This window comes from Kitasatospora sp. NPDC048239, assembly GCF_043202015.1.
Taxonomy (GTDB): Bacteria; Actinomycetota; Actinomycetes; order Streptomycetales; family Streptomycetaceae; genus Kitasatospora.
Genome location: NZ_JBICZP010000001.1, coordinates 811,610 through 835,332 on the forward strand (window position 1 = coordinate 811,610; position 23,723 = coordinate 835,332).

A 23,723-nucleotide genomic window follows, 5' to 3' on the forward strand; every position below is an offset into this window, starting at 1 on the left:
GGTCCGGTCCTCCACCCGGCGGGCCCGCCCTGGCGGGGCCCACCGGATGGTGCCGGTACGGCTCAGGGGAGGATCGGCTCGCAGCCGACCGCCTTGCCGCCGGCGGTGAGGAACTGCTTCCACAGCTCGGCGGTGTCGGGGAAGAGCGTCCGGTCGCCGAGCAGCCTGAGCTTGAAGTACGCGGGCCTGCCCTGGCAGGTCACGACCACCTCGTCGTTGTTCGGAAACGAATGGCCCATCGTCCAGTGGGCCCTGCCGAACGCGACCGGGGTGTCCTTGTCGAGGTTCGGTGCCCGGAGCCGGGGCTCGGTTCCGATGGTGAGAACGGCGGCGGTGCTGTTCTCACCGAGCCCGACCTCACAGGCCCAGAGCGGGTCGAACGCCGTGCTGGCCTGCTGCTTGTATCCCCGGGCAGCGGACGGACCGCCGGGGACCGCCAGACCGGGCAGGCCGCAGACCTCGCCCGCCGCCAGGTCCTGCCTCGTCCCGGCGGCCGACAGGACCTTGGGCGCGGGCAGCCTGGACTGAGCGCAGTCGCGCTGCGCCGCGATCCCGTTGGCCGCCGCCACCGCGAGCCGCGCGAGGCCGGCGTCGCCGACGGAGTCGTCCCTGGTCATGGAGACCCGGGTGTGCAGTCCGCCGCCGCAGGCCTCCGGCAGGATCGCCCACGCCCGGGCGCCGGTGCTGCCACCGGACGAGCCGCCGTTGGCCGCGGCGCCGAACAGGCGCGCGGCGGGGTCGGCCTCGGAGACGGCGGTGTCCAGGTCGGAGCGGAGCCCCACCTGAACCGACCGGCGGCTCTGACCGAGGAACCCGGAACCCACCGTCGCGGTGCAGGACGACGCGTTGCCCTGGAACGCTGTCGACCCGCCGTTGTCCTCCTCGCTGATCCGCCCCGGTCCGAGGGCGTCGTGCAGGGCGTCGGCGCTCACCGCACCGCCGCAGACCGCGTCCGGCCCCAGTACGTTCGTCAGGCCGTACAGCAGCGCCCCCGAGACGGCGGCCGTGATCGCCACGAGTACGGCCGCCGCCCGCAGGCGCAGCCGCCCGGTGGTGAAGCCCCGTCGGGCGAGGGCCTGGTCGGCTCGTTTCAGCGGCCCGTCGGTCTGCCCGAGAGGGCGGTCGGAAGGTGTCGATGGCATGGTCGTCAGCCCCTTCCGAGTGCCTCTAGATAGGTCCGGTTGATCGAGGTCGAGTAGTTCTGCGAGGCGCCCTCCATGAGTTGCTGGGCAACGCTGCCGGAGGCGTTGAAGTCCTGCTGGGACATGGGCGTGTCGGCGTAGGCCTTGACTTCGAGCATGGACTTCAGCTGCAGCTGTCCGGCGCTGAAGCCCTTGCTCAGGTCGCCCTGGGCCTTGGTGTCGAGCTCGGCGTTGGCCTTGTTCGCCCAGTCCGCGGTGCCGACGTCGACCATCCGCTGGGCGATGTCACCGACGGGGAGCAGGCTCAGCCCGGGGACCCGCAGCATGTTGGCGGGAGTGCCGACGAGGTGGTAGTCGATCTTGGATTGCCAGTTGTTCTTGAACTTCTGGTCGTCGCGGTGGTCCATGACGGCGTCGGCTCGGACCCCGTCCAGAGCGCCGAGGGCCTGCCCCGACTCGTCCATGAAGCTGGCGAACCTGGCCTGGGGCCGGCCGGTCTGATCGGGAGTGAAGGCCTCGGGGCCGAAGGTGTCCATACGGCGCGCGATCTCCGCCGTCTCCGCCAGGTGGATGGTGGAGAACGCCTCGGGATCCTCGGTGACACCGCGGATGGTGCGGAGCAGCTGCTCCCGGCTGAACGTCAACCCGTCGGGCTGGGTGCGGCCGCTGATCTCCCTGCCGAGGATGTCGTGCACGTCCGGAGCGTAGTCGGCGATCATGCCCGCCAGCGGCACCCGCAGGGCGGCGGGGAGGTTGTTCTCGGCACCGGCCTTGTCGCCGCCGAGGGTCGCTATGGTCTCGTTCATGATCCGTGACATCGCCGCGTCGTGCGGGCGGGCCGGCGGCTGGTTGCCGTGGGGGTCGCGGCCGGTGGTGGCGGCCTGCAGCGCGTCGCCGAACGCGCCGCGGGAGCTCCCCCGGGCGAGGGAGTCGAGCTGGTTCTGCTCGTAGCCCTGGTTGGGCCACTTCCGGTCCTTGAGCAGGTAGTCGAGGTTCTTGCCGGTCTCGGGGTCGAGGAACCCCTTGGCCGCCTCCGGGTTGCGACTCATGGCCCGCAGCAGGCCGCCCATCGGGTCGCCCTGCTTGCCGGTGATCGCGGTGTAGCCGGGGCCCCAGAGCTCCTCGCCCTTGAGCTTGCTGTGGCGTTCGAAGTCGACCAGGTCGTTGCCGACCTTCTCCAGGAATCCCTTGTCGAAGTTCCCCCGGGCTCCCATCAGTTCGGTCAGCGCCGGGTAGTTGTCGTTGAACCCGGCCGCCGAACCGCCGGGCTTGCGGGCGGCCTTGATCAGACCGTCCTCCCAGGCCTGGCCCATGCCGTGGTCCCTGGTGGCGGTGGCGAGGACCTGCGAGAGGCTGCCGTAGACGTCCTGGTAGCCCTTCGCGTTGTGGTCGCCACGCCCGAGGTCGCCGTAGATCCTGGTGTACTCCAGCAGCGCCTCGGGGCCGCTCCTGCCGCCCGCGTTGAGGCCGTTCAGCAGGGTGGTGGAGAACTCCTTCGACTCCGCGTTGCCGGCCATCAGGGCCTGCAGCTGCCTGAGTTCGGCGTCGGAGAGGCTGCCGCCCTTGGACATCAGGTCCTTGGCGCGGTTGGCGTCGGCGGTGTCGCCGCCGCCGTACGGGCGGGCGTTGAAGGACGTGGTGCTGGTGCCGACGTCGACCTGCAGCGCGGACGAGGCGCGCTGGTCGGCCGCGGTGGCCTTCTCGACGGCCTTGGTCAGTCGGTCGGAGACGGCCTCGGCCTTGGCCTTCATGTCCAGGTTGTACTGCTTGGAGAGCTCCGCGCCGTCAGGCTCGTTGCGGGTGCCCGGCATCGGCGGCCAGTTGACGGAGCCGTCGGCGGAGACGTTGAGCTTCTGTGCCTCCGCGTCGTGGACCGCGTTGTCGACGTCCTTGCGGGCCGCCGTGAAGTCCGCCGCCGCGTCGCGGATGATCGCCGCGAGGGACTTGGCGACTCCGGCGGCCTGGGTGAAGTCGGTGTCGATGGTCTTGAGGGTGCGGCCCGCGTCGTCGGCGGCCGCACCCTGCCAGCCGGCCCGCTGCGGGGTGTTGGTGAGCTCGGTACCGACCCGGGTGTCGAGCGACTCAAGTGCCTTGGCCATGTTGGTCCAGGCCTCGGCCGTCTCGGTGACGCCGGAGAAGTCGGCCTCGCGCAGTTCCTTGAAGGACACCATGCCTCTGAGCTCCTCTCTGTGTGTTCTGTGTGTTCTGCGTGCTCTGGGTGGCCTCGGTGGCCTCAGTGGCCGAACTGGCCGGCGGTGGCGTGCTCGTTGGCCTGGTAGCTGCGCTGGGTGGCGTCGAGGTTGTCGGCGGTGCCGGTCAGCCTGTCGTGCAGCGTCCTGCACTGCTGCAGCCAGTGCTCGGTGGAGCCGGTGAGGGCGCCGCCGAAGGCGAAGCCGCGGATCCTCGTCGAGGCGGTGCTCGCGTGCTCGGCGAGGTTGTTGCCGCCCTTGCCGTTGGCGTTGTCGAGGTCGGTGGCGATCTGCCGGGCGATCCCGGCCGAGGCGCCGAGCTCGTAGGGGTGGTCGAGCCGGGTGGTGGGTGCGACGGGGGGCGGGCCGGGGGACGGGTTCGGGGTCGGTCCGGCCGTGAACGGCGAGGTGCCCGGGGCACTGATCGGGATGACGGTGTCCGGCGCCGGACTGCGCGGGGCGCCCGGCGGCGAGGCCGGTGCGACCGGCCCGGTGGTGAACCCTGGATTGCCCATGAGTGTCCTCTTCTCTCTGTCTCCGGCACGAGGCCGGACCCCTCCGACGGCAGGACGGCCGGAGCAGCCCGTGCGTTGGTATACCGACGCACCGTCCGTGGCAGTGGTTGCGCGGAGCGCATCAGGGGTTCGTCAAGATCCCGGGGGCGGGGGCGGCACCCCGGCGCACGTGGGCCGCGGGTCTTGTTACCGGCGGGTCGCTTCCCTATCATCACGAGTGTTACAGCTTTACTGTCAAACCTTCGAAGGGGGCGGTGGCCCGTGCCTGGCGCAACCAGCCCCGGCCCGCTGGCCGGGGTGCGGGTGGTCGAACTCGCGGGAATCGGCCCCGGGCCCTTCGCCGCCATGCTGCTCGCCGACCTCGGCGCCGACGTGGTCCGGATCGACCGGCCCAGCCCGTCCCCGCTGGGCGTCGAGCCCGTGTACGACCTCACCAACCGCAACAAGCGCTCGGTGCTGATCGACCTCAAGTCCCCCGAGGGGCCGGGCCGGGTGCTCGACCTCGTCGAGCGCGCCCAGCTGCTGATCGAGGGCTACCGGCCCGGAGTCGCCGAGCGCCTCGGCGTCGGCCCGGAGGCCTGCCTGGCCCGCAACCCCGCGCTGGTCTACGGCCGGATGACCGGCTGGGGCCAGCACGGCCCGCTCGCCGACCGGGCCGGCCACGACATCGGGTACGCGGCCGTGGCCGGGGTCCTCGGCATGATCGGCGCCCCCGACGCCCCGCCCGCGATCCCGGCCAACCTGCTCGGCGACTACGCCGGCGGCTCGCTCTACCTGGTGGTCGGACTGCTCGCCGCCCTCCACCACGCCCGCACCACCGGCGCCGGCCAGGTGGTCGACGCCGCGATCGTGGACGGCGCCGCCCACCTCACCTCGATGCTCTGGGGCCTGCTCGCGGCCGGCCACTGGCAGGACCGCCGCGGCGTCAACCTGCTCGACGGCGGAGCCCCCTGCTACGCCGTCTACCGCGCGGCGGACGGCGGCCACCTCGCGGTCGGGGCGCTGGAGCCGCAGTTCTACGCCGAGTTCGCCCGCCTGCTGGAGCTCGGCCCGGACGCGCCCGCCCAGTACGACACCGCCCGCTGGCCCGAACTGCGGGCCCGGATCGCCGAACGCTTCGCCACCCGCACCCGCGCCGAGTGGGAGGCCGTCTTCGCGGGCTCCGACGCCTGTGTGGAGCCTGTCCTGACGATGGGTCAGGCCGCCGCCCACGAGCACCTGGCGGCCCGCGGCACCTACGTCGAGGCGGACGGCATCACCCAGCCGGCCCCCGCCCCGCGCTTCTCCACCACCCCCGGCGCGCTGCGCCGCCCGCCGGCCCGCCCGGGGGAGCACACCGCCGAGGTCGCCCGCGACTGGGGCGTGCCCGCCCTGGACTCCGAGGCCCGATAAGGAGCTTGCCGTGCAACGCGACATCTACACCGAGGAGCACGAGGACTTCCGCCGGACCGTCCGGTCGTTCCTCGCCAAGGAGGTGCTGCCGCACTACGACCGCTGGGAGCGGGACGGCATCGTGGACCGCGCCGCCTGGCTCGCCGCCGGGCGGCAGGGCCTGCTCGGGCTCGCCGCCCCCGAGGAGCACGGCGGCGGAGGCAGCGCCGACTTCCGCTACAGCGCCGTGCTGGCCGAGGAGTTCGCCCGGGCCGGCGCCTCGGGCCTGGCGATCGGCCTGCACAACGACATCATCGGTCCGTACCTCACCTCGCTCGCCACCGAGGAGCAGAAGCACCGCTGGCTGCCCGGCTTCTGCACCGGCGAGCTGATCACCGCGATCGCGATGACCGAGCCCGGCACCGGCTCCGACCTCCAGGGCATCCGCACCCACGCCGTCGACCAGGGCGACCACTACCTCCTCAACGGCGCCAAGACCTTCATCTCCAACGGCATCCTCGCCGACCTGGTGGTCGTGGTGGCCCGGACCACCCCCGAGGGCGGCTCGCGCGGACTCAGCCTGCTGGTGGTCGAGCGCGGCATGCCCGGCTTCGAGCGCGGCCGCAACCTCGACAAGATCGGCCAGAAGGCCCAGGACACCGCCGAGTTGTTCTTCGAGGACGTCCGGGTGCCCAAGGAGAACCTGCTCGGCGAGGAGAATCAGGGCTTCGTGTACCTGATGCAGAACCTCGCCCAGGAGCGGCTGACCATCGCGGCCGCCGCCATCGCCGGCGCCGAGTACCTGGTCGAGATCACCACCGAGTACGTCAAGCAGCGCGAGGCCTTCGGCCGCCCGCTGGCCAGGCTCCAGCACGTCCGCTTCGAGATCGCCGAACTCGCCACCGAGTGCGCCGTCACCCGGGCCTTCGTCGACCGCTGCATCACCGAGCACAACCGCTGGGCGCTCACCCCGGCGGACGCCTCGATGGCCAAGTGGTGGGCCACCGAGCTGCAGAAGCGCACCGCCGACCGCTGCCTCCAACTCCACGGCGGCTACGGCTACATGTCCGAGTACCCGGTCGCCCGCGCGTTCACCGACGGCCGCATCCAGACCATCTACGGCGGGACGACCGAGATCATGAAGGAGATCGTCGGCCGCTCCCTGCTCGGCTAGGCCCCGCCCGGCCCAGGCCCCGCCCCGGCCCCCTCACCCGGCCACCCCTCCCTCGCCCGGGTCAGACCCCCGAAAGGCTCTCCACCGTGACCACCGAAGCGTACGTCTACGACGCGATCCGCACCCCGCGCGGCCGGGGCAAGGCCACCGGCTCGCTGCACGGCACCAAGCCGATCGACCTCGTCGTCGGCCTGATCCACGAACTGCGCCGCCGCTTCCCCGGGTTGGACCCCGCGGCGGTGGACGACATCGTGCTCGGCGTGGTCAGCCCGATCGGCGACCAGGGCTCCGACATCGCCCGGATCGCCGCCATCGCGGCCGGCCTGCCCGACACGGTGGCCGGCGTCCAGGAGAACCGCTTCTGCGCCTCCGGTCTGGAGGCCGTCAACCTGGCCGCCGCCAAGGTCCGTTCGGGCTGGGAGGACCTCATCCTGGCCGGCGGCGTGGAGTCGATGTCCCGGGTGAAGATGGGCTCCGACGGCGGCTCCTGGGCGATGGACCCGATGACCAACTACGAGAACCACTTCGTCCCGCAGGGCGTCGGCGCCGACCTGATCGCCACCATCGAGGGCCTCTCCCGCACGGACGTCGACGCCTTCGCCGCCGAATCCCAGGCCCGCGCCGCCAAGGCCCAGGCGGACGGCCTCTTCGACGGCTCGGTCGTCCCGGTCCGCGACCGCAACGGCCTGGTCGTGCTGGAGCGCGACGAGTTCATCCGCCCGGGCACCACGGTGGAGAGCCTGGCCGGCCTCAAGCCCTCCTTCGCCGGCATGGGCGAGGCCGGCGGCTTCGACGCCGTCGCCCTGCAGAAGTACCACTGGGTGGAGGCCATCGACCACGTCCACCACGCGGGCAACTCCTCCGGCATCGTGGACGGCGCGGCCCTGGTCGCGATCGGCAACCGCGAGATCGGCGAGCGCTACGGCCTGCGCCCGCGGGCCCGGATCGTCTCCGCCGCCGTCTCCGGCTCCGAGCCCACCATCATGCTCACCGGACCGGCCCCCGCCACCCGCAAGGCGCTGGCCAAGGCGGGGCTGACCGCCGCCGACATCGACCTGGTCGAGATCAACGAGGCGTTCGCCGCCGTCGCGCTCCGCTTCATCCGCGAACTCGGCTTCCGGCCCGACCAGGTGAACGTCAACGGCGGCGCGATCGCCCTCGGCCACCCGCTCGGCGCCACCGGCGCGATGCTCCTCGGCACCGTGATCGACGAGCTGGAGCGGCGCGAGCTGCGCTACGGCCTGATCACCCTCTGCGTCGGCGGCGGAATGGGCATCGCCACCATCGTCGAGCGCGTCTGAGCCTCCCGTCCGCGGCTGAGCCGCCCGTCGCCCGCCGCCGCCTTCCAGCGGCGCGTCGCGCGGCACCCCCTTCTCTTCCCGGCCTTCCCTGGAGACGAAAACCCATGTCCGACACCACCATCCGCTGGGAGCAGGACCAGGACGGCGTGGTCACCCTCGTCCTCGACGACCCCACCCAGTCCGTCAACACCATGAACGACGCCTTCACGGCCGACTTCGAGGCCGCCGTCGAGCGCCTGGCCGGCCTCGGCGACGGGCTGCGCGGCGTCGTCATCACCTCCGGCAAGAAGACCTTCTTCGCCGGCGGCGACCTGCGGATGCTCTCCGCCGCCCGCCCCGAGGACGCCGCCGCCGTCTTCGAGAAGTCCCTGCGGATCAAGCGCACCCTGCGCCGGCTGGAGACCCTCGGCAAGCCGGTGGTCGCCGCGGTCAACGGGAGCGCGCTCGGCGGCGGCCTGGAGATCGCCCTCGCCTGCCACCACCGGATCGCCCTGGACACCCCGGCCAGCCGGATCGGCCTGCCCGAGGTCACCCTCGGCCTGCTGCCGGGCGGCGGCGGAGTCGTCCGTACCGTCCGGCTGTTCGGCATCACCGACGCGCTGCTGAAGTTCCTGCTGGAGGGCCGCCAGTACCGGCCCGCGCAGGCGCTCCAGCACGGACTCGTCCACGAACTCGTCGCCACTCCGGAGGAGTTGACCGCCCAGGCGCACGCCTTCATCGCGGCCAACCCGACCGCCGTCCAGCCCTGGGACGTCAAGGGCTACCGGATCCCCGGCGGCACCCCCGCCACCCCGGCCCTCGCCGCCAACCTGCCGGCCTTCCCGTCCAACCTGCGCAAGCAGCTGGCCGGCGCGCCCTACCCGGCGCCGCGCAACGTGCTGGCGGTGGCGGTGGAGAGCGCCCAGGTGGACGTGGACACCGCGATGGTGATCGAGGCCCGCTACTTCACCGAGCTGGCCTGCGGGCAGACCAGCAAGAACATGATCCAGGCGCTCTTCTTCGACCTGCAGGCCGTCAACTCCGGTGCCGGGCGCCCGAAGGGGATCGACCGGCGCGAGGTGCGCAGGGTCGCGGTGCTCGGCGCCGGCATGATGGGCGCGGGCATCGCCTACACCTGCGCCGCGGCCGGCATCGAGGTCGTGCTCAAGGACGTCACCATCGAGGCGGCCGAGCGCGGAAAGGCCTACTCCGCAGGCCTGTTGGAGAAGGCGGTGGCCCGCGGCCGGTCCACGGAGGCGCAGCGCGAGGAGCTGCTCGCCCGGATCACCCCGACCGCCGAGGCCGCCGACCTGGCCGGCTGCGACGCCGTGATCGAGGCGGTCTTCGAGAACCCCGAGCTCAAGCACAAGGTGTTCCAGGAGATCGAGGGCGTCGTCGCACCGGACGCGCTGCTCTGCTCCAACACCTCCACGCTGCCGATCGGCCTGCTCGCCGAGGGGGTCGTCCGCACCGCCGACTTCATCGGACTGCACTTCTTCTCGCCGGTCGACAAGATGCGGCTGGTGGAGATCATCCGCGGCCCCGGGACGGGCGACGAGGCGCTGGCCCGGGCGTTCGACCTGGTCCGCCAGATCAACCGGACGCCGATCGTGGTGAACGACTCGCGCGGCTTCTTCACCTCCCGGGTGATCGGCCAGTTCATCAACGAGGGCGTGGCGATGGTCGGCGAGGGCGTCGACCCGGCCTCCGTCGAGCAGGCCGCCGCCCAGGCCGGCTACCCGGCCAAGGTGCTCTCGCTGCTCGACGAGCTGACCCTCACCCTGCCGCGCAGGATCCGCGACGAGTACCGGCGGGCCACCGAGGCGGCCGGCGGCAGCTGGACGGCCCACCCGGCGGACGCGGTGGTGGACCGGATGGTCGACGAGTTCGGCCGCCCGGGGCGCAGCGGCGGCGCGGGCTTCTACGAGTACGGCGAGGACGGCCGCCGGGGCAGGCTCTGGCCCGGTCTGCGCGAGCACTTCACCTCGGCCGATTCCGCCGTCCCCTTCGAGGACCTCAAGGAGCGGATGCTCTTCAGCGAGGCGCTGGACTCGGTGCGCTGCCTGGAGGAGGGCGTGCTGACCTCCGTCGCCGACGCCAACGTGGGCTCCATCCTCGGCATCGGCTTCCCCGCCTGGACGGGCGGGGTGTTCCAGTACGTCAACGGGTACGAGGGCGGCCCGGCCGGCTTCGCGGCCCGGGCCCGCGAGCTCGCCGCCGCCTACGGCGAGCGCTTCGCGCCGCCGGCCCTGCTGGAGCGGATCGCCGCCGAGGGCCGGACCTTCACCGACTGACGGGTGCCCGGCCGGGCGGGTCGGTGTCCTCCGCGGAGGGCGCCGACCCGCCCAGCTCCTCGCGCAGCGAGCGCTGGAACGCCGTGACCAGCGCCTGCGCCACCATCGGCTGGATGTGGTCCGTCAGCCCCTTCATCCGCTCCAGCTCCGCCGGCTCCGGCTCACTCTCCCGGTAGGGCCCCCACACCGTCTCGCGGAACAGCCGCTGCAGCTCGTGCGCCGTCGCCCGGCTGTGCTCCAGCACCACCGCGCGGGCCGCCAGCAGGGTCTCCAGCGGGATCGGCACGTCCAGGATCCGCACGCCCAGCGGCAGCAGCCCCGGATCGACCCGGAACACCTGCGGGTCCGCCGTCCGCTCCAGCGCCCCCATCGCGGCCAGCCGCTCCAGCTGCTGCTCCGACAGCCCCTGCCCGGCGCGGCGCTCCAGCTGCGCCCGGCTCAGCTCCTCGGCCGCCTCCGGCGTCCACGACGCGACCAGCGCCCGGTGGATCGCCAGGTCCAGCGGCGTGCTGTCCTGCGGCAGCCGGGCCAGGTAGCGCTCGATCGCGGCCAGGGTGAGGCCCTGCCGCTGGAGCTCCTCGATCAGCCCGAGGCGGTCCAGGTGGTCGGGTCCGTAGAGGCCCACTCGGCGCGGTCCCAGCTCCGGCGGCGGCAGCAGGCCCTTCGTCCCGTAGAACCGCACCGTGCGCACGGTCACTCCCGCGCGCGCCGCCAGCTCGTCCACCGTCAGCCGCACCTCCGCCGCCTCGGCCCCCATCCGCCCCGCCTCCGCCTCCGTGTACCACCACTGCTGTAACAGCAAGAGTGTGACACCGCGCGCCCGGCCGGTCCACCGCCGCGGGGCACGGGCCGGGCGGGCAGACGGCAGGACCGGCCCGCGTCCGCGCCCGGGGGCGGGAGGCGGGCCGGTCCTGAAGGGGCCCGGACTGGGTCCGGAACGGGGCCGAGCGGGTCCGAGCGGGTCCGATCGGGGCGGGAGGGCGCGGTCGGCGGGGGCGACCTCGGGGTGCGCCCTGGTGTAGCCCTTCCACTCGTTGAGCCCGAACCCCGCGAAGAGCGGGTCGGCGGTCAGCGCGGGGCGGCGTCGGCCAGCTCGGGGTGGTGGCGGCGGGTGACCTCGGGGTGTGCCCTGGTGTAGCCCTTCCACTCGTTGAGCCCGAACTCCGCGAAGAGCGGGTTGGCCGGATCCTCGGTCGCGCCGGGGGCGTGGTGGGCGAGCGGGAAGTCGAGCGGGGCGATGTGGGCGTCGAGGCGCGGGTTGTAGAAGAACGGGACGGAGAACCGCTCGCGGGCGCCGGCCGGGCTGACCACCCGGTGGCTGGTGGCCTTCAGGTAGCCGTCGGTGGCGACCTCCAGCAGCTCGCCGAGGTTGACCACGAAGGCGCCCTCCAGCGGCGGGACCTCCAGGAAGGAGCCGTCCGCGCGCTCCACCTGCAGCCCGCCGACGGTGTCCTGGAGCAGCAGGGTGATGAACCCGTAGTCCTTGTGCGCGCCCACGCCCTGGCCGCCGCCGTCCGGGGCGGTGCCGGGGTAGCGGACCAGCTTGAGCCGCAGGTGCGGGTGGCCGGCGAAGACGTCGTCGTAGAAGTCGGGGCGGGCGCCGATCGCGGTGAGCAGCTCGTGCAGCAGCCGGCGGGCGACGGCGCCGAGCCGGTCGATCCAGCCGAGGGCGGCGGTCCGCAGCTCCGGGAGCCCCTCAGGCCACTGGTTGGGACCCTCCAGCCACCAGTAGGCGGGCTCGCTCGGGGAGGGGACGTGCGGGGGCAGCTCGGCGCCGATGTCGAGCTGGTCGCGCCAGTCCCGGCTGCCTCCGGTGCGCTCGTCGCCGGTGCGGGTGTACCCGCGGTAGTGCGGGGAGTTGAGGTTGGCGACGGCGAGGCGGTCGGCCTCCGGGAGGGCGAAGAAGGCCCGCATGGCGGCGGTCAGGGCGGCCGTCTCCGCCGGGGTGACGCCATGGCCGACGAGCTGGAAGAACCCGACGTCGGTGGCCGCGGCGCGGAGCTCGTCGTGCAGCCGGGTGCGGTCCTCCGGGCTGCCGTCGGCGAGCGAGAGGTCGATCACCGGGAGGTTGTCGAGTCCGGAGGGCGCCGTCCGGGCCGCGGTCTCGGTCGCGGTCCCGGTCTCGGTGGAGGGGGTGGTGGGGTGCTGCTGCGTCATGGGTGACATCCGCTGGGTCTCGTCCCGGCCCGTCCCGGTGATCGACCGGGGGCTCCGGGGCCACGCCTGGTGCGGCGGGTGCTCCGGGAGCCGGGAGGGGGGACGCGGCCTGCTGTGGCCGCGTTTGAGGGTGGGAGGCGCGAGGTTCAGCTGGAGCGTCGACAGGACATGCTCGTGACGCGGAGCAGGTCCACGTGGCGGCGGCGAACGAGTATGAGCACGTCACCAGCCTAGATGACGGTCGGAGCGGCGGGGAGACCCCGGGTCCCCCTCTTGTCGTGAACCTGCCGGAAAGCCCCCGGCCGCCCCCGGCCGCCCCCGGCCGGCCCGTGCGCCGGGTCGGCCGGGGGACGGCCCGGCGCGCTCAGCGGTGGCGCAGGTAGGCGGCCGCCGTCTCCCGGAGCCGGTCGTGCAGGCCGTCGTACGCGCGGGCGCCACCGAGCAGGGCCTTGGGTAGCTTGGCGACCATCGTGTAGTTGGTGTCGCACACGTTCGCGGCCGGTGCCAACCCGGCCTGGCTGACCAGCTGGTAGGCGTCCAGCTCGTCCAGGCCGACCAGCTCCCCGGTCCAGCGGACCAGGTCGTGCTGGCTGATCCGGAAGGCGTCCTCCAGGGGGCGGGCCGAGCCGGTGGAGATCAGGTACCGGTCGCTCTCCAGCCGCGGCCAGGCCGGTCCGCCGCCCTTGACCAGGTCGACCACCACCGTGGTGCGCATCGCCGTCTCCACGGCCGTCCCGCACACCTCGCCCTCGCCCTGGCGGGCGTGCCCGTCGCCGATGGCCAGCAGCCCGCCGGGCACGTTGACGCCGAAGTAGGCGGTGGTGCCGGCCCGCATCTCGGGGGTGTCGAGGTTGCCGCCGTGCGCGCCGGGGGTGATCGACATCAGGGTCTCGCCGCCGGCCGGGGCGACGCCGACCGTGCCGTGCATCGGGTCCAGCGGCAGCTCGGCGGTGAAGTCGCTGTTCCGGGCCCGGAACCGGCAGACCCCGGCCGCCCGGTCCAGCTCGTACACCCAGACCCGCTCCTCCAGCGGCGCGTGCAGCATCGCCGTGGTGTGGGTCGCGGTGAGCGCGCCGAAGTGCGGGAAGGTGCTGGAGACCCCCCAGTCCCGGGCCGGGGTGATCTCCACGAAGTGCACGGCGAGGGTGTCGCCCGGTTCGGCGCCGGCCACCGCGATCGGGCCGGTCACCGGGTTGAGGTAGGGGAACTCGCAGACCGCGCTGGGCAGGTCTCCGATGCCGCGGACCCGCCCGCCGAAGCAGTCCTCGGTGGTCAACTCGACCACCGTGCCGGGCCGGACGGTCACCAGCGGGGCGCGTCCGCCGAAGGTGTAGGCGTACTCGTCCGGGGCGGGGGAGAGCGAGACGGCGTCGGGCAGGTTCACGGGGTCTCCTTGACGGCGGGGGAGTCGGTCGGGTCGGGGGAGGGCGCGGTCCCGGCGGTGTCCTCGGCCACCGCCAGGCGCGGCCGGCGGCCGGTGAGCACCAGCCCGGTCAGCACCAGGGCGCCGACCGCCAGCCAGGCGAAGCCGAGCCGCTGGGCGGCGATGTCCGCGTTGACGACCACATAGGCCAGGATCGCGAACCCGGCGGCCGGTGCGACCAGGTGGCGCCACCAGTCCCGGCTGCGTCGCCTGACCAGATAGTGCACCACCACCGACACGTGCAGGACGAGGAAGGTGGTCAGCGCGCCGAAGTTGACCAGGCTGGAGAGCAGCGTGATGCCGTCCTCGCGCGAGGCCGTGTAGAGCCCGAGGACCAGGGAGACCCCGGCGGTCAGCAGGGTGGCGTTCACCGGGACGCGGTGGCGCGGGTGGACCCTGGCGAGGAACGCGGGCAGCTGCCGGTCGCGCGCCATCGCGTACAGCAGCCGCGAGGTGGCCGCCTGGGCGACCAGCGAGTTGGCGAACCCCCAGGCCACGGCGGTGGCGGCGGCCGTCACCGTGGCGAGCCAGCCGCCGGCGGCGGCCCGGGCCGCGTCGTAGAAGGCGGTGCCGTCCGGATCGCCCCGGGCGATCAGCGCCTGCGGATCCGGCACCAGGAGGGAGGCGATCCAGGTCTGCGCGATGAACAGCGAACCGGCCAGCAGCAGCGCGGCGATCATCGAGCGGCCGATCGCACGGGCGGAGTCGCGGTTCTCCTCGGAGAGGGTGGAGATCCCGTCGAAGCCGAGGAAGCTCAGCACCGCCACCGACACCGCGCCGAACACCAGACTCCACGAGAAGGTCTGCGGGTTGTAGACCGGGGTGAGGTCGAAGCCCCGGCCCTCGCCGGCCGCCAGCGCCGCCAGCCCGAAGCCGATGAACACCACCAGCACGACCAACTCGCCGATCAGCATGGCCTTGTTGACCTTCGACGTCATCTCGATGCCGAAGTGGTTGACGGCGGTGTTCAGCAGCACGAAGCCGACCAGCCAGAGCCAGACCGGCACCGCGGGCACCAGCGAGTTCATCGCCACCCCGGCGATCAGGTAGAGCAGACCGGGGACCAGCACGTAGTCCAGCAGGATCATCCAGCCGGACAGGAACCCGACGGGCGCCGCGATGCCGCGCCCCGCGTAGGTGTACACCGAACCGGCCATCGGGAAGGCCCGCGACATCTGCGCGTACGACAGGGCGGTGAACATCATCGCCACCATCCCGAGCCCGTACGCCAGGGCGACCATGCCGCCGGAGCCCTGGAAGACGCTGCCGAAGATGCCGAACGGCGCGATCGGCACCATGAACACCAGTCCGTAGACCAGCAGATCGGTGAAGCGCAGGGAGCGGCGCAGCTCCTGTCTGTAGCCGTAGCCCTCGATGCTCTGGGGTGCGGGTGCTTCGGACATGGGGGCTCTCCTCCGTGACGTGACGACCCGGGTGGTGGGGGAGACAGTAGGGCCAGTTATTTCCAAATGGAAGAGTTCTCGGGAGGTCTCCGGTCCGCGGCCTGAGCCCTGAGCCCTGAGCCCTGAGCCCTGAAGCCTGCGGACTGCGGCCTCAGGGCAGCACGGTGAACCCGAGCCCCTCCGCCCGCGCCAGGTGCACCCCCTCCCGGGCCGGCCCCAGCGGCGCCCGGGCCCAGGCCCGCCGGACGGCCGCGCCCTCCCCGTGCAGCAGCCGCGCCGCCGCCCGCGCCAGACCGCCGGTCGCCACCAGCTCGCCGCGCGACCCGAGCGCCGCCAGCAGGTGCAGCCCGTCGTACAGCCCCACCGCGTACGCGTCCAGCACCGGCGCGTACGGCCCGAACACCGCACGGTGCCGCTCGGCCAGCCGCAGCCGCCGCTCCTCGGCGAGCGAGACGAACGACGGCATCACCGCGTACAGCGTGCCGGTGTCGTCCCCGCCGTACGCGACCAGGCTGTTCTCCTCCAGCGCGCCGGAGAGCCGCACCAGCCGCCGGTGCAGGCCGCTCCGGCGCAGCGCCCGGTTGAACCGCACCAGGTCGGCGCCGATCAGGCTCAGCAGCAGGGCGTCCGCGCGCGCCGCCCGGAGCGCGTCCAGCAGCGGCTCCAGCGCCCGCTCCGCCGTGCCGAACGGCAGGTGCCGCTCCAGCACCACCCCCGCCCCGGCCCGCTCCACCGCCGCCCCGGCGGCCCGGTGCACCGCGCGCGGCCAGATGTAGTCGTTGCCGATCAGTGCCCAACGGCGCAGCCGGTGGCGGGCGGTGAGCCGCTCGATCACCCCGTCCAGCTGCCGGACCGGGTCCGCCCCGGTGCAGACCACCCCGGGCCGGCGGGTCCCGCCCTCGTGCGGCGGCGTGAACACGTACGCGGCGCGCCCCGAGACCACCGCCTCCACGGCCCGGTGCACATCACTGGAGTGGCAGCCGGCCACCGCGTCCACCGCCCCGGCGTCCAGCAGCAGCGCCACCTCCCCGGCCACCGCCCCCGGCGGCCCGCCGCCGTCCACCAGCACCAGCTCCAGCGGCAGTCCGCGCACCCCGCCGCCCGCGTTCACCTCGTGCGCGGCCAGCAGCGCCCCGTCCAGCGCCGAGGGCCCGGTCAGCCCCAGCGGCCCGGACTGCGGCACGACCAGGGCGACCCGAAGCGCCGGCCCCTCCCGGGGGAGGTGCAGCGCGTCGAGCGGTTCCAGCAGCTTCACGTCGGCGCTCATTGCCTGCGAGTATCGTCAGGCCGGCGGATCCGGCAAGCGGCAGGCACCGCAACGGCGAAAGAGGAACGGCGATGACACCACCCGGCACCGCCCCCGCCGTTGTCGACCAGCCGCTCCTGATCGAACTCCTCACCGTCGCCCAGCGCCGGCTGGCCCGGGGCCTGGCCGCCCAGCTGGAGGCCGAGGGCTGCACCCTCGACCAGTGGCGCGTCATGCGGGCCCTGGCCGCCCACGAGGGCGGCTGTGCGATGGGGGAGCTGGCCCAGGCCCTGGCCATCCCGCAGGCCAGCCTCAGCCGGGTGGTCGACGCCCTCACCGAGGCCGGCTGGGCCTACCGCCGCCAGGACGAGCAGGACCGCCGCCGCGTCACCGCCCACCTCTCCCGCCGCGGCCACACCCGGCTCACCCGCCTCGACGCCCTCGCCGCCGCCCACGACGCCGCCGTCCGCGCGGCCTGCGGCACCGCCGACCCCGGCCCGCTGCTGCGCCACCTCACCGAGGCGTAGCGCCCCGGGGCGCCGTGGTCCGGGGCGTGCCGGTCTGCGGCGTGCTGTTCCGCGGTGTGCCGGTCCGCGGCGTGCCGGTCCGGGCGCGGTGCCCGCCGTCGTGGGTATACCCGACAGGTGCAGGCACGGCCGCGCCGGAGAAGTGAGACTGGGGCCCATGAGTCCACAGGTACCCACCACCCAGCGCCAGGATCTCGGCGAATTCCTGCGCGCCCGGCGCGCCCGGCTGCTGCCGGAGGACGTCGGACTGCCCACGTACGGCGGCCAGCGGCGCGTCCCCGGGCTGCGCCGCGAGGAGTTGGCGCAGCTGGCCGGCGTGAGCGCCGGCTACTACACCCGCCTCGAACAGGGGCAGAGCCCCAACGCCTCGGACGCGGTACTGGACGCCGTCGCCCGGGTGCTGCGCCTGGACATCGACGAGCGGGCCCATCTCTACGCGCTGGCCCGCCCGGTGGAGCGGCCGCGCAGGAGGGCGGCGCGGCCGGAGCGGGCGCGGCCGACGGTGCAGATGATGGTCGAGTCGCTCCGGGACGTCCCGGCGCTGGTGTTCGGCCGCTTCCTGGACATCCTCGCCTGGAACCCGATGGCGCACGCCCTGCTGGCCGGCCACCTCGACCTCACCGCCCCGCAGCGGCCGGCCGACCGTCCCAACCTGGCCCGGATGCTCTTCCTCGACCCGCACGTGCGCGAGCTGTTCGCGGACTGGCCGCGCCAGGTGCGGGGCGTCGTCGCCGACCTGCGGCTGATCGCCGGGCGGCACCCGGACACGCCGGAGCTGGCCGCCCTGGTCGGCGAACTGTCCCTGGCGAGTGAGGAGTTCGCCCGGCTGTGGGCCTCGCACGCGGTCTTCTGCCCGGGCAGCGACACCCGGGGCTACCAGCACCCGGTGGTGGGCCCGCTGGAGCTGACCACCGAGTACCTGTCGCTGCCCAAGGACGAGGAGCAGCGGGTGGCCGTCTACACGGCCGCGCCCGGTTCGGCGTCCGAGGCGGGGCTGCGGCTGCTGTCCGGGCTGGTGGCCGCGGGGCAGGAGCCGGACACCGCCTGGACGGTCACCGGCCGGCCGGTCGGACCGGGCGCCGGAGCGGCCGCCGTGCCGCGCCAGGACCGGGCCTGAGCGCGGCCGCTCGGGCCTCGCCCGCTCAGGCCTCGTCCGCTCGGGCCTCGTCCGCCGGGGCCTTCGCGTGCGGGAACGGGCAGCCGCCGGCCGCCGGGGCGTCCGCGAAGGTGCCCAGCTCGCCGATCCGGTAGCCGCCCCGGTAGCCCCGGACCTGGCGGTTGTCGCGGGCCAGGCTGGGCCGCCGCCGGGGCGGCAGCAGCCGGACGACGCGCCCGCGCAGCCACATGCCGGTGCGGACGGCGCGCTGGAGCAGGGCCGGCGGGGCCGGGTAGCCGAAGGCCTCGCGCAGCGGGTCGTCGAGCAGGCAGACCGAGGAGAGCCGCATCGAGGGGCGCAGCGGCGCCGGGTACCAGGAGGCCATCAGGCCGAGCGTCGCGTCGGATACCTCCCGGCCGCCCGGGTCGAAGCCGAAGTGCTCGCGCTCGTAGTCGTCGAGCAGCCGCTCGAACTCCTCGAAGGTCTCCGGGATGCCGCTCAGGCCCATGTGGCGGCCGAGCTCGCGGTAGTAGTTGGTGGTGGCGCGGATCTCGTGCCGCGAGTACCGGCGCCAGCCGTAGTCGTCGAGCCAGCGCTTGGGAACCACCACGAAGGTGGCGAGCACGTACAGGTACTCGTCGTTGGAGATGTCGTACCGGCGGTGCATCTGGTTCATCCGCCGGATCGCCTCGCGGCCCTGCGCCGAGCCGAAGCCGTGCTCGACCACGGCCTCCAGGATCAGCGTGGTGTCGTCGTACCGCTTCTGCGCACGGTCGGTGAACTCCCCGGTCTCCGCGAGCAGCCGCCCGATGCCGGGGACGGCGTAGGTGCGGTAGAGCGCGAAGCCGAGCGACTGGACGGTGTCCCAGGGGAACTCGTACCAGCTGCTGATCCGGTAGATCTCGGTGAACTCGGTCTCCGGGTCCATCCGCTGAATCTTCTTCAGCCAGTCGTATCGCTGCACCCTCCGACCATAGGGTCCGGTCAGGTACGGGTCAACGCGGCCCGGAGCGGTCCGGAGCGGTCCGCGGGCGTCGCTGCACCCCTGCCCGGTCCGCTCCCGCTAACTTTTTTTCGAGATCCCCGCCAGGGGTGTCGAAATCGCGGGGCGTGCTTCTACCTACCCGTGAGAGCGGCCCGCACAGGGGCGCCGCAAGGAGAGACGGAGCGGGACCATGAAGTACATGCTGCTGATGCAGTTCAGCGAGGCGACGGCCGACTTCCCCAGGATCGACGAGTGGAAGCCCGAGGAGATCCAGGCGCACATCGGGTTCATGAAGGACACCAACCGCAGGCTCGCCGAGGCCGGGGAGCTGGTCGACGCCCAGGGCCTGGCGATGCCGGAGACCGCCCGGATCGTCCGCTCGCACGCCGGCGGCGCGCCGGTGGTCACCGAGGGGCCGTTCCCGGAGATCAAGGAGTGGGTGGCCGGCTGGTGGATCGTGGACTGCGAGACCGACGCCCGCGCCGTGGAGATCGCCGCCGCCGTCTCGGCCGCGCCCGGCCCCGGCGGGGCGCCGCTGAACATGCCGATCGAGGTGCGCCAGGTCATGGCGGTGCCGCCCACCGAGCTGTGAGCACACCCGACCCGGTCGCCGACGACCTGCTGCGCACCCTCGCGCCGCAGGTCGTCGGCGTGCTCACCCGCCGCTTCGGCGACTTCGCCACAGCCGAGGACGCCGTCCAGGAGGCCCTGCTGGACGCGGCCGTCCAGTGGCCGCAGGAGGGCCTGCCGAACAACCCGCGCGGCTGGCTGATCCAGGTCGCGAGCCGCCGGATGACCGAGCTGGTCCGCAGCGAGCAGGCCCGCCGGCGCCGGGAGGACCTGGTGGCCGGGCAGACGCCGGCCGACCGGCAGACGGCGCCGCCCGCCGACGCCGCGGACGGGGGCGCCCAGGACGACACCCTGACCCTGCTCTTCCTCTGCTGCCACCCCGCGCTCCCGCCCGCCTCGGCGATCGCGCTCACGCTGCGCTCGGTCGGCGGCCTCACCACCGGGGAGATCGCCCGCGCCTTCCTCGTCCCCGAGGCGACCATGGGCCAGCGGATCACCCGGGCCAAGCAGCGGATCAAGGCCTCCGGCGTGCCGTTCCGGATGCCCGACGCCGCCGAGTGGCCCGCCCGGCTGGACGCGGTGCTGCACGTGCTCTACCTGGTCTTCAACGAGGGCTACGCCAGCAGCGCCGGCCCCGAGCTGCGGCGCGTCGAGCTCGCCCGGGAGGCGATCCGCCTCGCCCGGGCCGTGCACGCGCTGCTCCCGGACGACGCCGAGGTGGCCGGCCTGCTGGCGCTGATGCTGCTCACCGAGGCCCGCGGCCCGGCCCGTACCCGTCCGGACGGCGAACTCGTCCCGCTCGCCGAACAGGACCGCACCCGCTGGGACGCCGCCGCGATCGCCGAGGGCACCGCCCTGATCACCGCCGTCCTGCCGCGCGGCCCGGTCGGCCCCTACCAGGTCCAGGCGGCCGTCGCCGCCGTCCACGACGAGGCCCGGACGGCGGCGGAGACGGACTGGCCGCAGATCCTCGCCCTCTACGGGGTGCTGGAGCGGATCTCCGACAATCCGCTGATCCTCCTCAACCGGGCGGTCGCGACGGCCATGGTCGACGGGCCGCCGGCCGGCCTCGCCCTCCTCGCGGACGCCCCGCCGGCCCTGGCCGGCCACTACCGGCTGCCCGCGGTCCGCGCCTACCTGCACGAACTGGCGGGCGACCGCGAGGCGGCGGCCGCCGACTACCGCGCCGCCGCCCGCCGCACGGCCAGCCTCCCCGAGCGCCACCACCTCACCCTCCGCGCCGCCCGCCTGGCCGCCCCGCCCGAGCGCTGAAGACGGGCCCTAGGACAGGAGGCCGCCGGCGTGCGCGTCGTCGGCGAGGAGCTGCCAGGAGTGGCCGGGGGTGGCGAAGGCCTCCGGGTCGACGGCCGCCACCGCCGCGTCCACCGCGCTGTGCAGCAGGGCCCGCGGGTCGAACACCGCCCACGGGCCGCCGTCCTCCCAGCGGTCCCACTCCTCGCGCAGCCGCTCGTACGTCCACAGGGCGTAGAGCAGCGCGGAGAGGTCGCGGTTGAGGTAGGCGGCGGGCTCGCCGTCGTCGTACCAGTCCGGGAGCTCCAGGCGGCCGGTGGCGCCGTCGAGGGCGACCTCCAGGTCGGTCGGCCAGGAGGCGAGCGCGAAGTAGTCGCGCTGGTAGTCCCGCTCCTCGGCCTCGTCCTGCGGCCCGTCCGCCTCGCCGAAGTACTCGGGGTACTCCTCCGCCATGGTCAGCAGCGGGCCCTCGTGGACGGCGAACATCCAGCCGCCGAGCGGCAGCCCGACCTCGGTGAGCAGCCGCCGGGTCGGCGTGTGGGTGAGTCCGGCGGGCAGCTCGGCCTCCACGTAGCGGCGGACGGCCCCCTCGTCGGTGAGCGCGGCGATCTCCGCCACCAGCCCGGGGTCCAGCTCGTACCGGAGCCCGCCCGGTCCGCCGGGCCCGGCGCCCCAGCACAGGGCGCGCACGCGCAGCGCGGTGTCCCAGTGCGCGGGCGGGGCGGCGCCGTCGTACAGCCGCGGGTCGATGGCGCGCATCCGCCGCCCGGCGGCCGCGATCACCTGGGCGACCACCGCCGGGCCCCGCAGGCCCCCGTACGCGTCGGGCTGCCGGGCGGCCGGCGCCACCGCCTCGGTCTCGTGGATCAGGGCGGCGAGTGCGGGGAGGTCGGAGGCGAGCAGGTCGCGCCGCAGTCCGCCGTCGACCCGCTCGGCGAGGTGCACCTCCCCGGTCGCGCCGTCGAGCACCACGCTGCTGCCGCTGAAGGCGATGTGGGGGAAGTAGTCGGTCTCACCGAGGAGGTACAGCGGCCCCGCGCCCTCGCCGCCGGGCTCGTAGACGGCCGGCCCGTCCGCCGCCAGGTCGCCGAAGTCCAGGAAGGCGCCTCTCCCGGGCAGCCCGTCCCGGACGAGGAAGCTCCGGCTGGGGCCGTGGGCCAGCCCCGCGGGCAGTTCCTGTGGATCGAGCCGGTACGGCCGCTGCCCGGCCGCCTCCGCGTCGTTGGTGTCCATGGTGGTGGTGTCCATGGGTGCCGCCCCCCTGTGTCGGTGATTCCTGCGGCCCCGACCCTAACGGGCGACGCGGACGGCGGTGACGGGCGCCGGTCCCGGGCCCCTGCCCGCGACCCGGCCGCGGCCCCGGTCGCAGGGCGCCAACCGGCTGACACCCGGGGCGGGTCGGGGGCCCGTTCGCAGGGGAGGCTGGCACGATGCGCCCATGGCAGCCGGGACAGGTACTTCCACGGGTTCGGCAACGGCGGGCTTCGTCCTGCCCACTCTCGCGGCCGGTCAGTTCCTGATGGCGCTCGACAGCTCCGTCATGAACGTCTCGATCGCGACGGTGGCCGACGACGTGGGTACGACCGTGACCGGGATCCAGGGCGCGATCACGGCCTACACGCTGGTGATGGCGATGTTCATGATCCCCGGGGGCAAGGTCGGCGCGCTCATCGGCCGCAAACGGGCGTTCATGATCGGCTGCGCCGTGTACGGCTGCGGCTCCCTGACGACGGCCCTCGCCCCGAACCTGCCCGTGCTGCTGGTCGGCTGGTCGTTCCTCGAAGGGATCGGGGCGGCGCTCATCCTGCCCGCGATCGTGGCGCTGGTCGCCGGCAACTTCGCCGCCGAACGCCGGCCCGCCGCCTACGGGCTGGTCGCCGCCGCGGGGGCCGTGGCGATCGCCGTCGGACCGCTCATCGGCGGCATCGCGACGACCTACTTCTCCTGGCGCTGGGTCTTCGCCGGCGAGGTCGTGATCGTGCTCGGCATCCTGTTCCTGACCCGCCGCCTCGCCGACGCGCCCACCGAGGGGCGCCCCCGCATCGACCTCCTCGGGGCGGTGCTCTCCGCCCTCGGCCTCGGGGTGTTCGTCTACGGCATCCTGCGCTCGGGCGAATGGGGCTGGTTCCTGCCGAAGCCCGACGCGCCCTCCTGGCTGGGGATCTCCCTGGTGGTGTGGCTGGTGCTCGCCGGCCTGCTCCTGATCCACCTCTTCCTCCGCTGGGAGGCCCGCCTGGTGGAGCGGGACCGGGAGCCGCTGGTGGATCCGGCCCTGCTGCGGAACCGGCAGCTCACCGGGGGCCTGGTGATGTTCTTCTTCCAGTACCTCGTCCAGATGGGCGTGTTCTTCGTCGTCCCGCTCTACCTGTCGGTCGCGCTGGGCCTGTCCGCGCTGAAGACCGGCGCCCGGCTGCTGCCGCTCTCGCTGACCCTGCTCGCCGCCGCGGTGCTGATCCCCCGTCTGCTGCCCGGCATCTCGCCGCGGCGGGTGGTGCGGATCGGGATCCTGCTGCTGTTCGCGGGGGCGGTGGTCCTGCTGGCGGCGCTCGACGCGGACGCGGGCGCGGAGGTCGTCACCGTCCCCCTGCTGCTGATCGGGCTCGGCATGGGCGCGCTGGCGTCCCAGCTGGGCGCGGTCACCGTGTCCGCCGTACCGGACGAGCAGAGCGCCGAGGTCGGCGGCATCCAGAACGCCGTCACCAACCTCGGCTCCTCGATCGGCACGGCGCTCGCCGGATCGATCCTGATCGCGACCCTGACCTCCTCGTTCCTGGCCGCCGTCGAGCAGGACCCGGCGGTCCCGGCCGCGGTCAAGAGCCAGGCCGCCGTGCAACTCGAAAGCGGCGCGCCCTTCCTGTCGGACGCCCAGCTGACGGCGGCCCTCGACCAGGCGGGCGTCGACCCGGCGAGGGCCTCGGCCGCGCTCGACGCGAACGCCGAGGCACGGGTCGACGGCCTGCGCGCCGCCCTGGCCGTCCTCGCCCTCGCGGCCCTCCTCGCGATGTTCTTCACCCACCGGATCCCGACCACCCCGCCCGGCTCGCCCGCGCCGCGCTGACCGGTTCGCCTCGCTTCGCCTCCGCCCCCGCCTCCGCCTCCG

The 23,723-nt window shown here is 73.9% G+C and carries 19 protein-coding genes; 9 read left to right on the forward strand and 10 right to left on the reverse strand.

Annotated features, from left to right (window positions below):
- Window positions 1-62: 62 nt before the first annotated feature.
- The 3 genes from ACGFZP_RS03550 to ACGFZP_RS03560 form a co-directional block, all read right to left on the reverse strand.
- The gene (locus ACGFZP_RS03550) at window positions 63-1,142 is read right to left on the reverse strand and encodes a hypothetical protein (RefSeq protein ID WP_392928109.1); all 1,080 of its coding nucleotides are present in this window, start codon (window positions 1,140-1,142) and stop codon (window positions 63-65) included.
- A 5-nt stretch (window positions 1,143-1,147) separates the two neighbouring features.
- Window positions 1,148-3,313, reverse strand: a complete 2,166-nt coding sequence (locus ACGFZP_RS03555; RefSeq protein ID WP_392928111.1) for a hypothetical protein — start codon at window positions 3,311-3,313, stop codon at window positions 1,148-1,150.
- Window positions 3,314-3,375: 62 nt separating this feature from the next.
- Entirely contained in the window at window positions 3,376-3,846 is a 471-nt protein-coding gene (locus ACGFZP_RS03560; RefSeq protein ID WP_392928113.1) for a hypothetical protein, read from the reverse strand.
- Window positions 3,847-4,107: 261 nt separating this feature from the next.
- Here ACGFZP_RS03560 and ACGFZP_RS03565 point away from each other — a divergent pair, with 261 nt between their 5' ends.
- The 4 genes from ACGFZP_RS03565 (at window position 4,108) to ACGFZP_RS03580 (ending at window position 9,965) form a co-directional block, all read left to right on the forward strand.
- Window positions 4,108-5,238: a CaiB/BaiF CoA transferase family protein gene (locus ACGFZP_RS03565; protein WP_392928114.1), complete on the forward strand. Its 1,131-nt coding sequence runs from the start codon at window positions 4,108-4,110 to the stop codon at window positions 5,236-5,238.
- 10 nt (window positions 5,239-5,248) lie between these two features.
- Window positions 5,249-6,391, forward strand: a complete 1,143-nt coding sequence (locus ACGFZP_RS03570; protein WP_392928116.1) for an acyl-CoA dehydrogenase family protein — start codon at window positions 5,249-5,251, stop codon at window positions 6,389-6,391.
- Window positions 6,392-6,477: 86 nt separating this feature from the next.
- A complete protein-coding gene (locus tag ACGFZP_RS03575; RefSeq protein WP_392928117.1) occupies window positions 6,478-7,692 on the forward strand; it encodes an acetyl-CoA C-acetyltransferase in 1,215 nt (404 codons plus the stop codon).
- A gap of 104 nt (window positions 7,693-7,796) precedes the next feature.
- Window positions 7,797-9,965: a 3-hydroxyacyl-CoA dehydrogenase NAD-binding domain-containing protein gene (locus ACGFZP_RS03580; protein WP_392928119.1), complete on the forward strand. Its 2,169-nt coding sequence runs from the start codon at window positions 7,797-7,799 to the stop codon at window positions 9,963-9,965.
- On the opposite strand, the gene ACGFZP_RS03585 is transcribed toward ACGFZP_RS03580, so the two are convergent.
- From ACGFZP_RS03585 to ACGFZP_RS03605, 5 genes are all read right to left on the reverse strand, one after another.
- The gene (locus tag ACGFZP_RS03585) at window positions 9,955-10,722 is read right to left on the reverse strand and encodes a MerR family transcriptional regulator (RefSeq protein ID WP_392928341.1); all 768 of its coding nucleotides are present in this window, start codon (window positions 10,720-10,722) and stop codon (window positions 9,955-9,957) included. The genes ACGFZP_RS03580 and ACGFZP_RS03585 overlap by 11 nt on opposite strands.
- A gap of 311 nt (window positions 10,723-11,033) precedes the next feature.
- Window positions 11,034-12,122 carry an isopenicillin N synthase family dioxygenase gene (locus ACGFZP_RS03590; protein ID WP_392928121.1) on the reverse strand — a complete coding sequence of 363 codons (1,089 nt, stop codon included), beginning with the start codon at window positions 12,120-12,122 and terminating at the stop codon, window positions 11,034-11,036.
- 364 nt (window positions 12,123-12,486) lie between these two features.
- Window positions 12,487-13,506, reverse strand: coding sequence for an acetamidase/formamidase family protein (locus ACGFZP_RS03595; protein WP_392928122.1), 1,020 nt, complete (start codon window positions 13,504-13,506; stop codon window positions 12,487-12,489).
- The gene (locus ACGFZP_RS03600) at window positions 13,503-14,948 is read right to left on the reverse strand and encodes an APC family permease (protein WP_392928124.1); all 1,446 of its coding nucleotides are present in this window, start codon (window positions 14,946-14,948) and stop codon (window positions 13,503-13,505) included. The genes ACGFZP_RS03595 and ACGFZP_RS03600 overlap by 4 nt, the downstream gene beginning before the upstream one ends.
- 151 nt (window positions 14,949-15,099) lie before the next feature.
- A complete protein-coding gene (locus tag ACGFZP_RS03605) occupies window positions 15,100-16,215 on the reverse strand; it encodes an ABC transporter substrate-binding protein (RefSeq protein ID WP_392928126.1) in 1,116 nt (371 codons plus the stop codon).
- Window positions 16,216-16,286: 71 nt separating this feature from the next.
- Between ACGFZP_RS03605 and ACGFZP_RS03610 the strand changes: the two genes are divergently transcribed.
- Window positions 16,287-16,721: a MarR family winged helix-turn-helix transcriptional regulator gene (locus ACGFZP_RS03610; RefSeq protein WP_392928128.1), complete on the forward strand. Its 435-nt coding sequence runs from the start codon at window positions 16,287-16,289 to the stop codon at window positions 16,719-16,721.
- Between the two features lie 157 nt (window positions 16,722-16,878).
- On the forward strand, window positions 16,879-17,838 hold the full coding sequence (locus tag ACGFZP_RS03615; protein WP_392928130.1) for a helix-turn-helix domain-containing protein: 960 nt from the start codon (window positions 16,879-16,881) through the stop codon (window positions 17,836-17,838).
- Between the two features lie 25 nt (window positions 17,839-17,863).
- Here the strand turns inward: ACGFZP_RS03615 and ACGFZP_RS03620 are convergent, their stop codons facing one another.
- Window positions 17,864-18,781 (reverse strand): oxygenase MpaB family protein, encoded by a 918-nt coding sequence (locus ACGFZP_RS03620; protein WP_392928132.1) that lies wholly within the window; start codon window positions 18,779-18,781, stop codon window positions 17,864-17,866.
- Between the two features lie 211 nt (window positions 18,782-18,992).
- Here ACGFZP_RS03620 and ACGFZP_RS03625 point away from each other — a divergent pair, with 211 nt between their 5' ends.
- The gene (locus tag ACGFZP_RS03625) at window positions 18,993-19,394 is read left to right on the forward strand and encodes a YciI family protein (RefSeq protein WP_392928134.1); all 402 of its coding nucleotides are present in this window, start codon (window positions 18,993-18,995) and stop codon (window positions 19,392-19,394) included.
- The gene (locus tag ACGFZP_RS03630) at window positions 19,391-20,644 is read left to right on the forward strand and encodes an RNA polymerase sigma factor (RefSeq protein WP_392928136.1); all 1,254 of its coding nucleotides are present in this window, start codon (window positions 19,391-19,393) and stop codon (window positions 20,642-20,644) included. The genes ACGFZP_RS03625 and ACGFZP_RS03630 overlap by 4 nt, the downstream gene beginning before the upstream one ends.
- A gap of 9 nt (window positions 20,645-20,653) precedes the next feature.
- Here ACGFZP_RS03630 and ACGFZP_RS03635 read toward each other — a convergent pair whose 3' ends face one another.
- Window positions 20,654-21,871, reverse strand: coding sequence for an SUKH-4 family immunity protein (locus tag ACGFZP_RS03635; protein WP_392928138.1), 1,218 nt, complete (start codon window positions 21,869-21,871; stop codon window positions 20,654-20,656).
- A 190-nt stretch (window positions 21,872-22,061) separates the two neighbouring features.
- Between ACGFZP_RS03635 and ACGFZP_RS03640 the strand changes: the two genes are divergently transcribed.
- On the forward strand, window positions 22,062-23,681 hold the full coding sequence (locus tag ACGFZP_RS03640; RefSeq protein WP_392928139.1) for an MFS transporter: 1,620 nt from the start codon (window positions 22,062-22,064) through the stop codon (window positions 23,679-23,681).
- Window positions 23,682-23,723: the final 42 nt, after the last annotated feature.

Coding starts and splice junctions, on each gene's coding strand:
- ACGFZP_RS03585 (WP_392928341.1), bottom strand. CDS start 10,722: ATGGGGGCCGAGGCGGCGGAGGTGCGGCTGACGGTGGACGAGCTGGCG.
- ACGFZP_RS03625 (WP_392928134.1), top strand. CDS start 18,993: ATGAAGTACATGCTGCTGATGCAGTTCAGCGAGGCGACGGCCGACTTC.
- ACGFZP_RS03610 (WP_392928128.1), top strand. CDS start 16,287: ATGACACCACCCGGCACCGCCCCCGCCGTTGTCGACCAGCCGCTCCTG.
- ACGFZP_RS03590 (WP_392928121.1), bottom strand. CDS start 12,122: ATGACGCAGCAGCACCCCACCACCCCCTCCACCGAGACCGGGACCGCG.
- ACGFZP_RS03560 (WP_392928113.1), bottom strand. CDS start 3,846: ATGGGCAATCCAGGGTTCACCACCGGGCCGGTCGCACCGGCCTCGCCG.
- ACGFZP_RS03580 (WP_392928119.1), top strand. CDS start 7,797: ATGTCCGACACCACCATCCGCTGGGAGCAGGACCAGGACGGCGTGGTC.
- ACGFZP_RS03555 (WP_392928111.1), bottom strand. CDS start 3,313: ATGGTGTCCTTCAAGGAACTGCGCGAGGCCGACTTCTCCGGCGTCACC.
- ACGFZP_RS03600 (WP_392928124.1), bottom strand. CDS start 14,948: ATGTCCGAAGCACCCGCACCCCAGAGCATCGAGGGCTACGGCTACAGA.
- ACGFZP_RS03640 (WP_392928139.1), top strand. CDS start 22,062: ATGGCAGCCGGGACAGGTACTTCCACGGGTTCGGCAACGGCGGGCTTC.
- ACGFZP_RS03605 (WP_392928126.1), bottom strand. CDS start 16,215: ATGAGCGCCGACGTGAAGCTGCTGGAACCGCTCGACGCGCTGCACCTC.
- ACGFZP_RS03635 (WP_392928138.1), bottom strand. CDS start 21,871: ATGGACACCACCACCATGGACACCAACGACGCGGAGGCGGCCGGGCAG.
- ACGFZP_RS03550 (WP_392928109.1), bottom strand. CDS start 1,142: ATGCCATCGACACCTTCCGACCGCCCTCTCGGGCAGACCGACGGGCCG.
- ACGFZP_RS03615 (WP_392928130.1), top strand. CDS start 16,879: ATGAGTCCACAGGTACCCACCACCCAGCGCCAGGATCTCGGCGAATTC.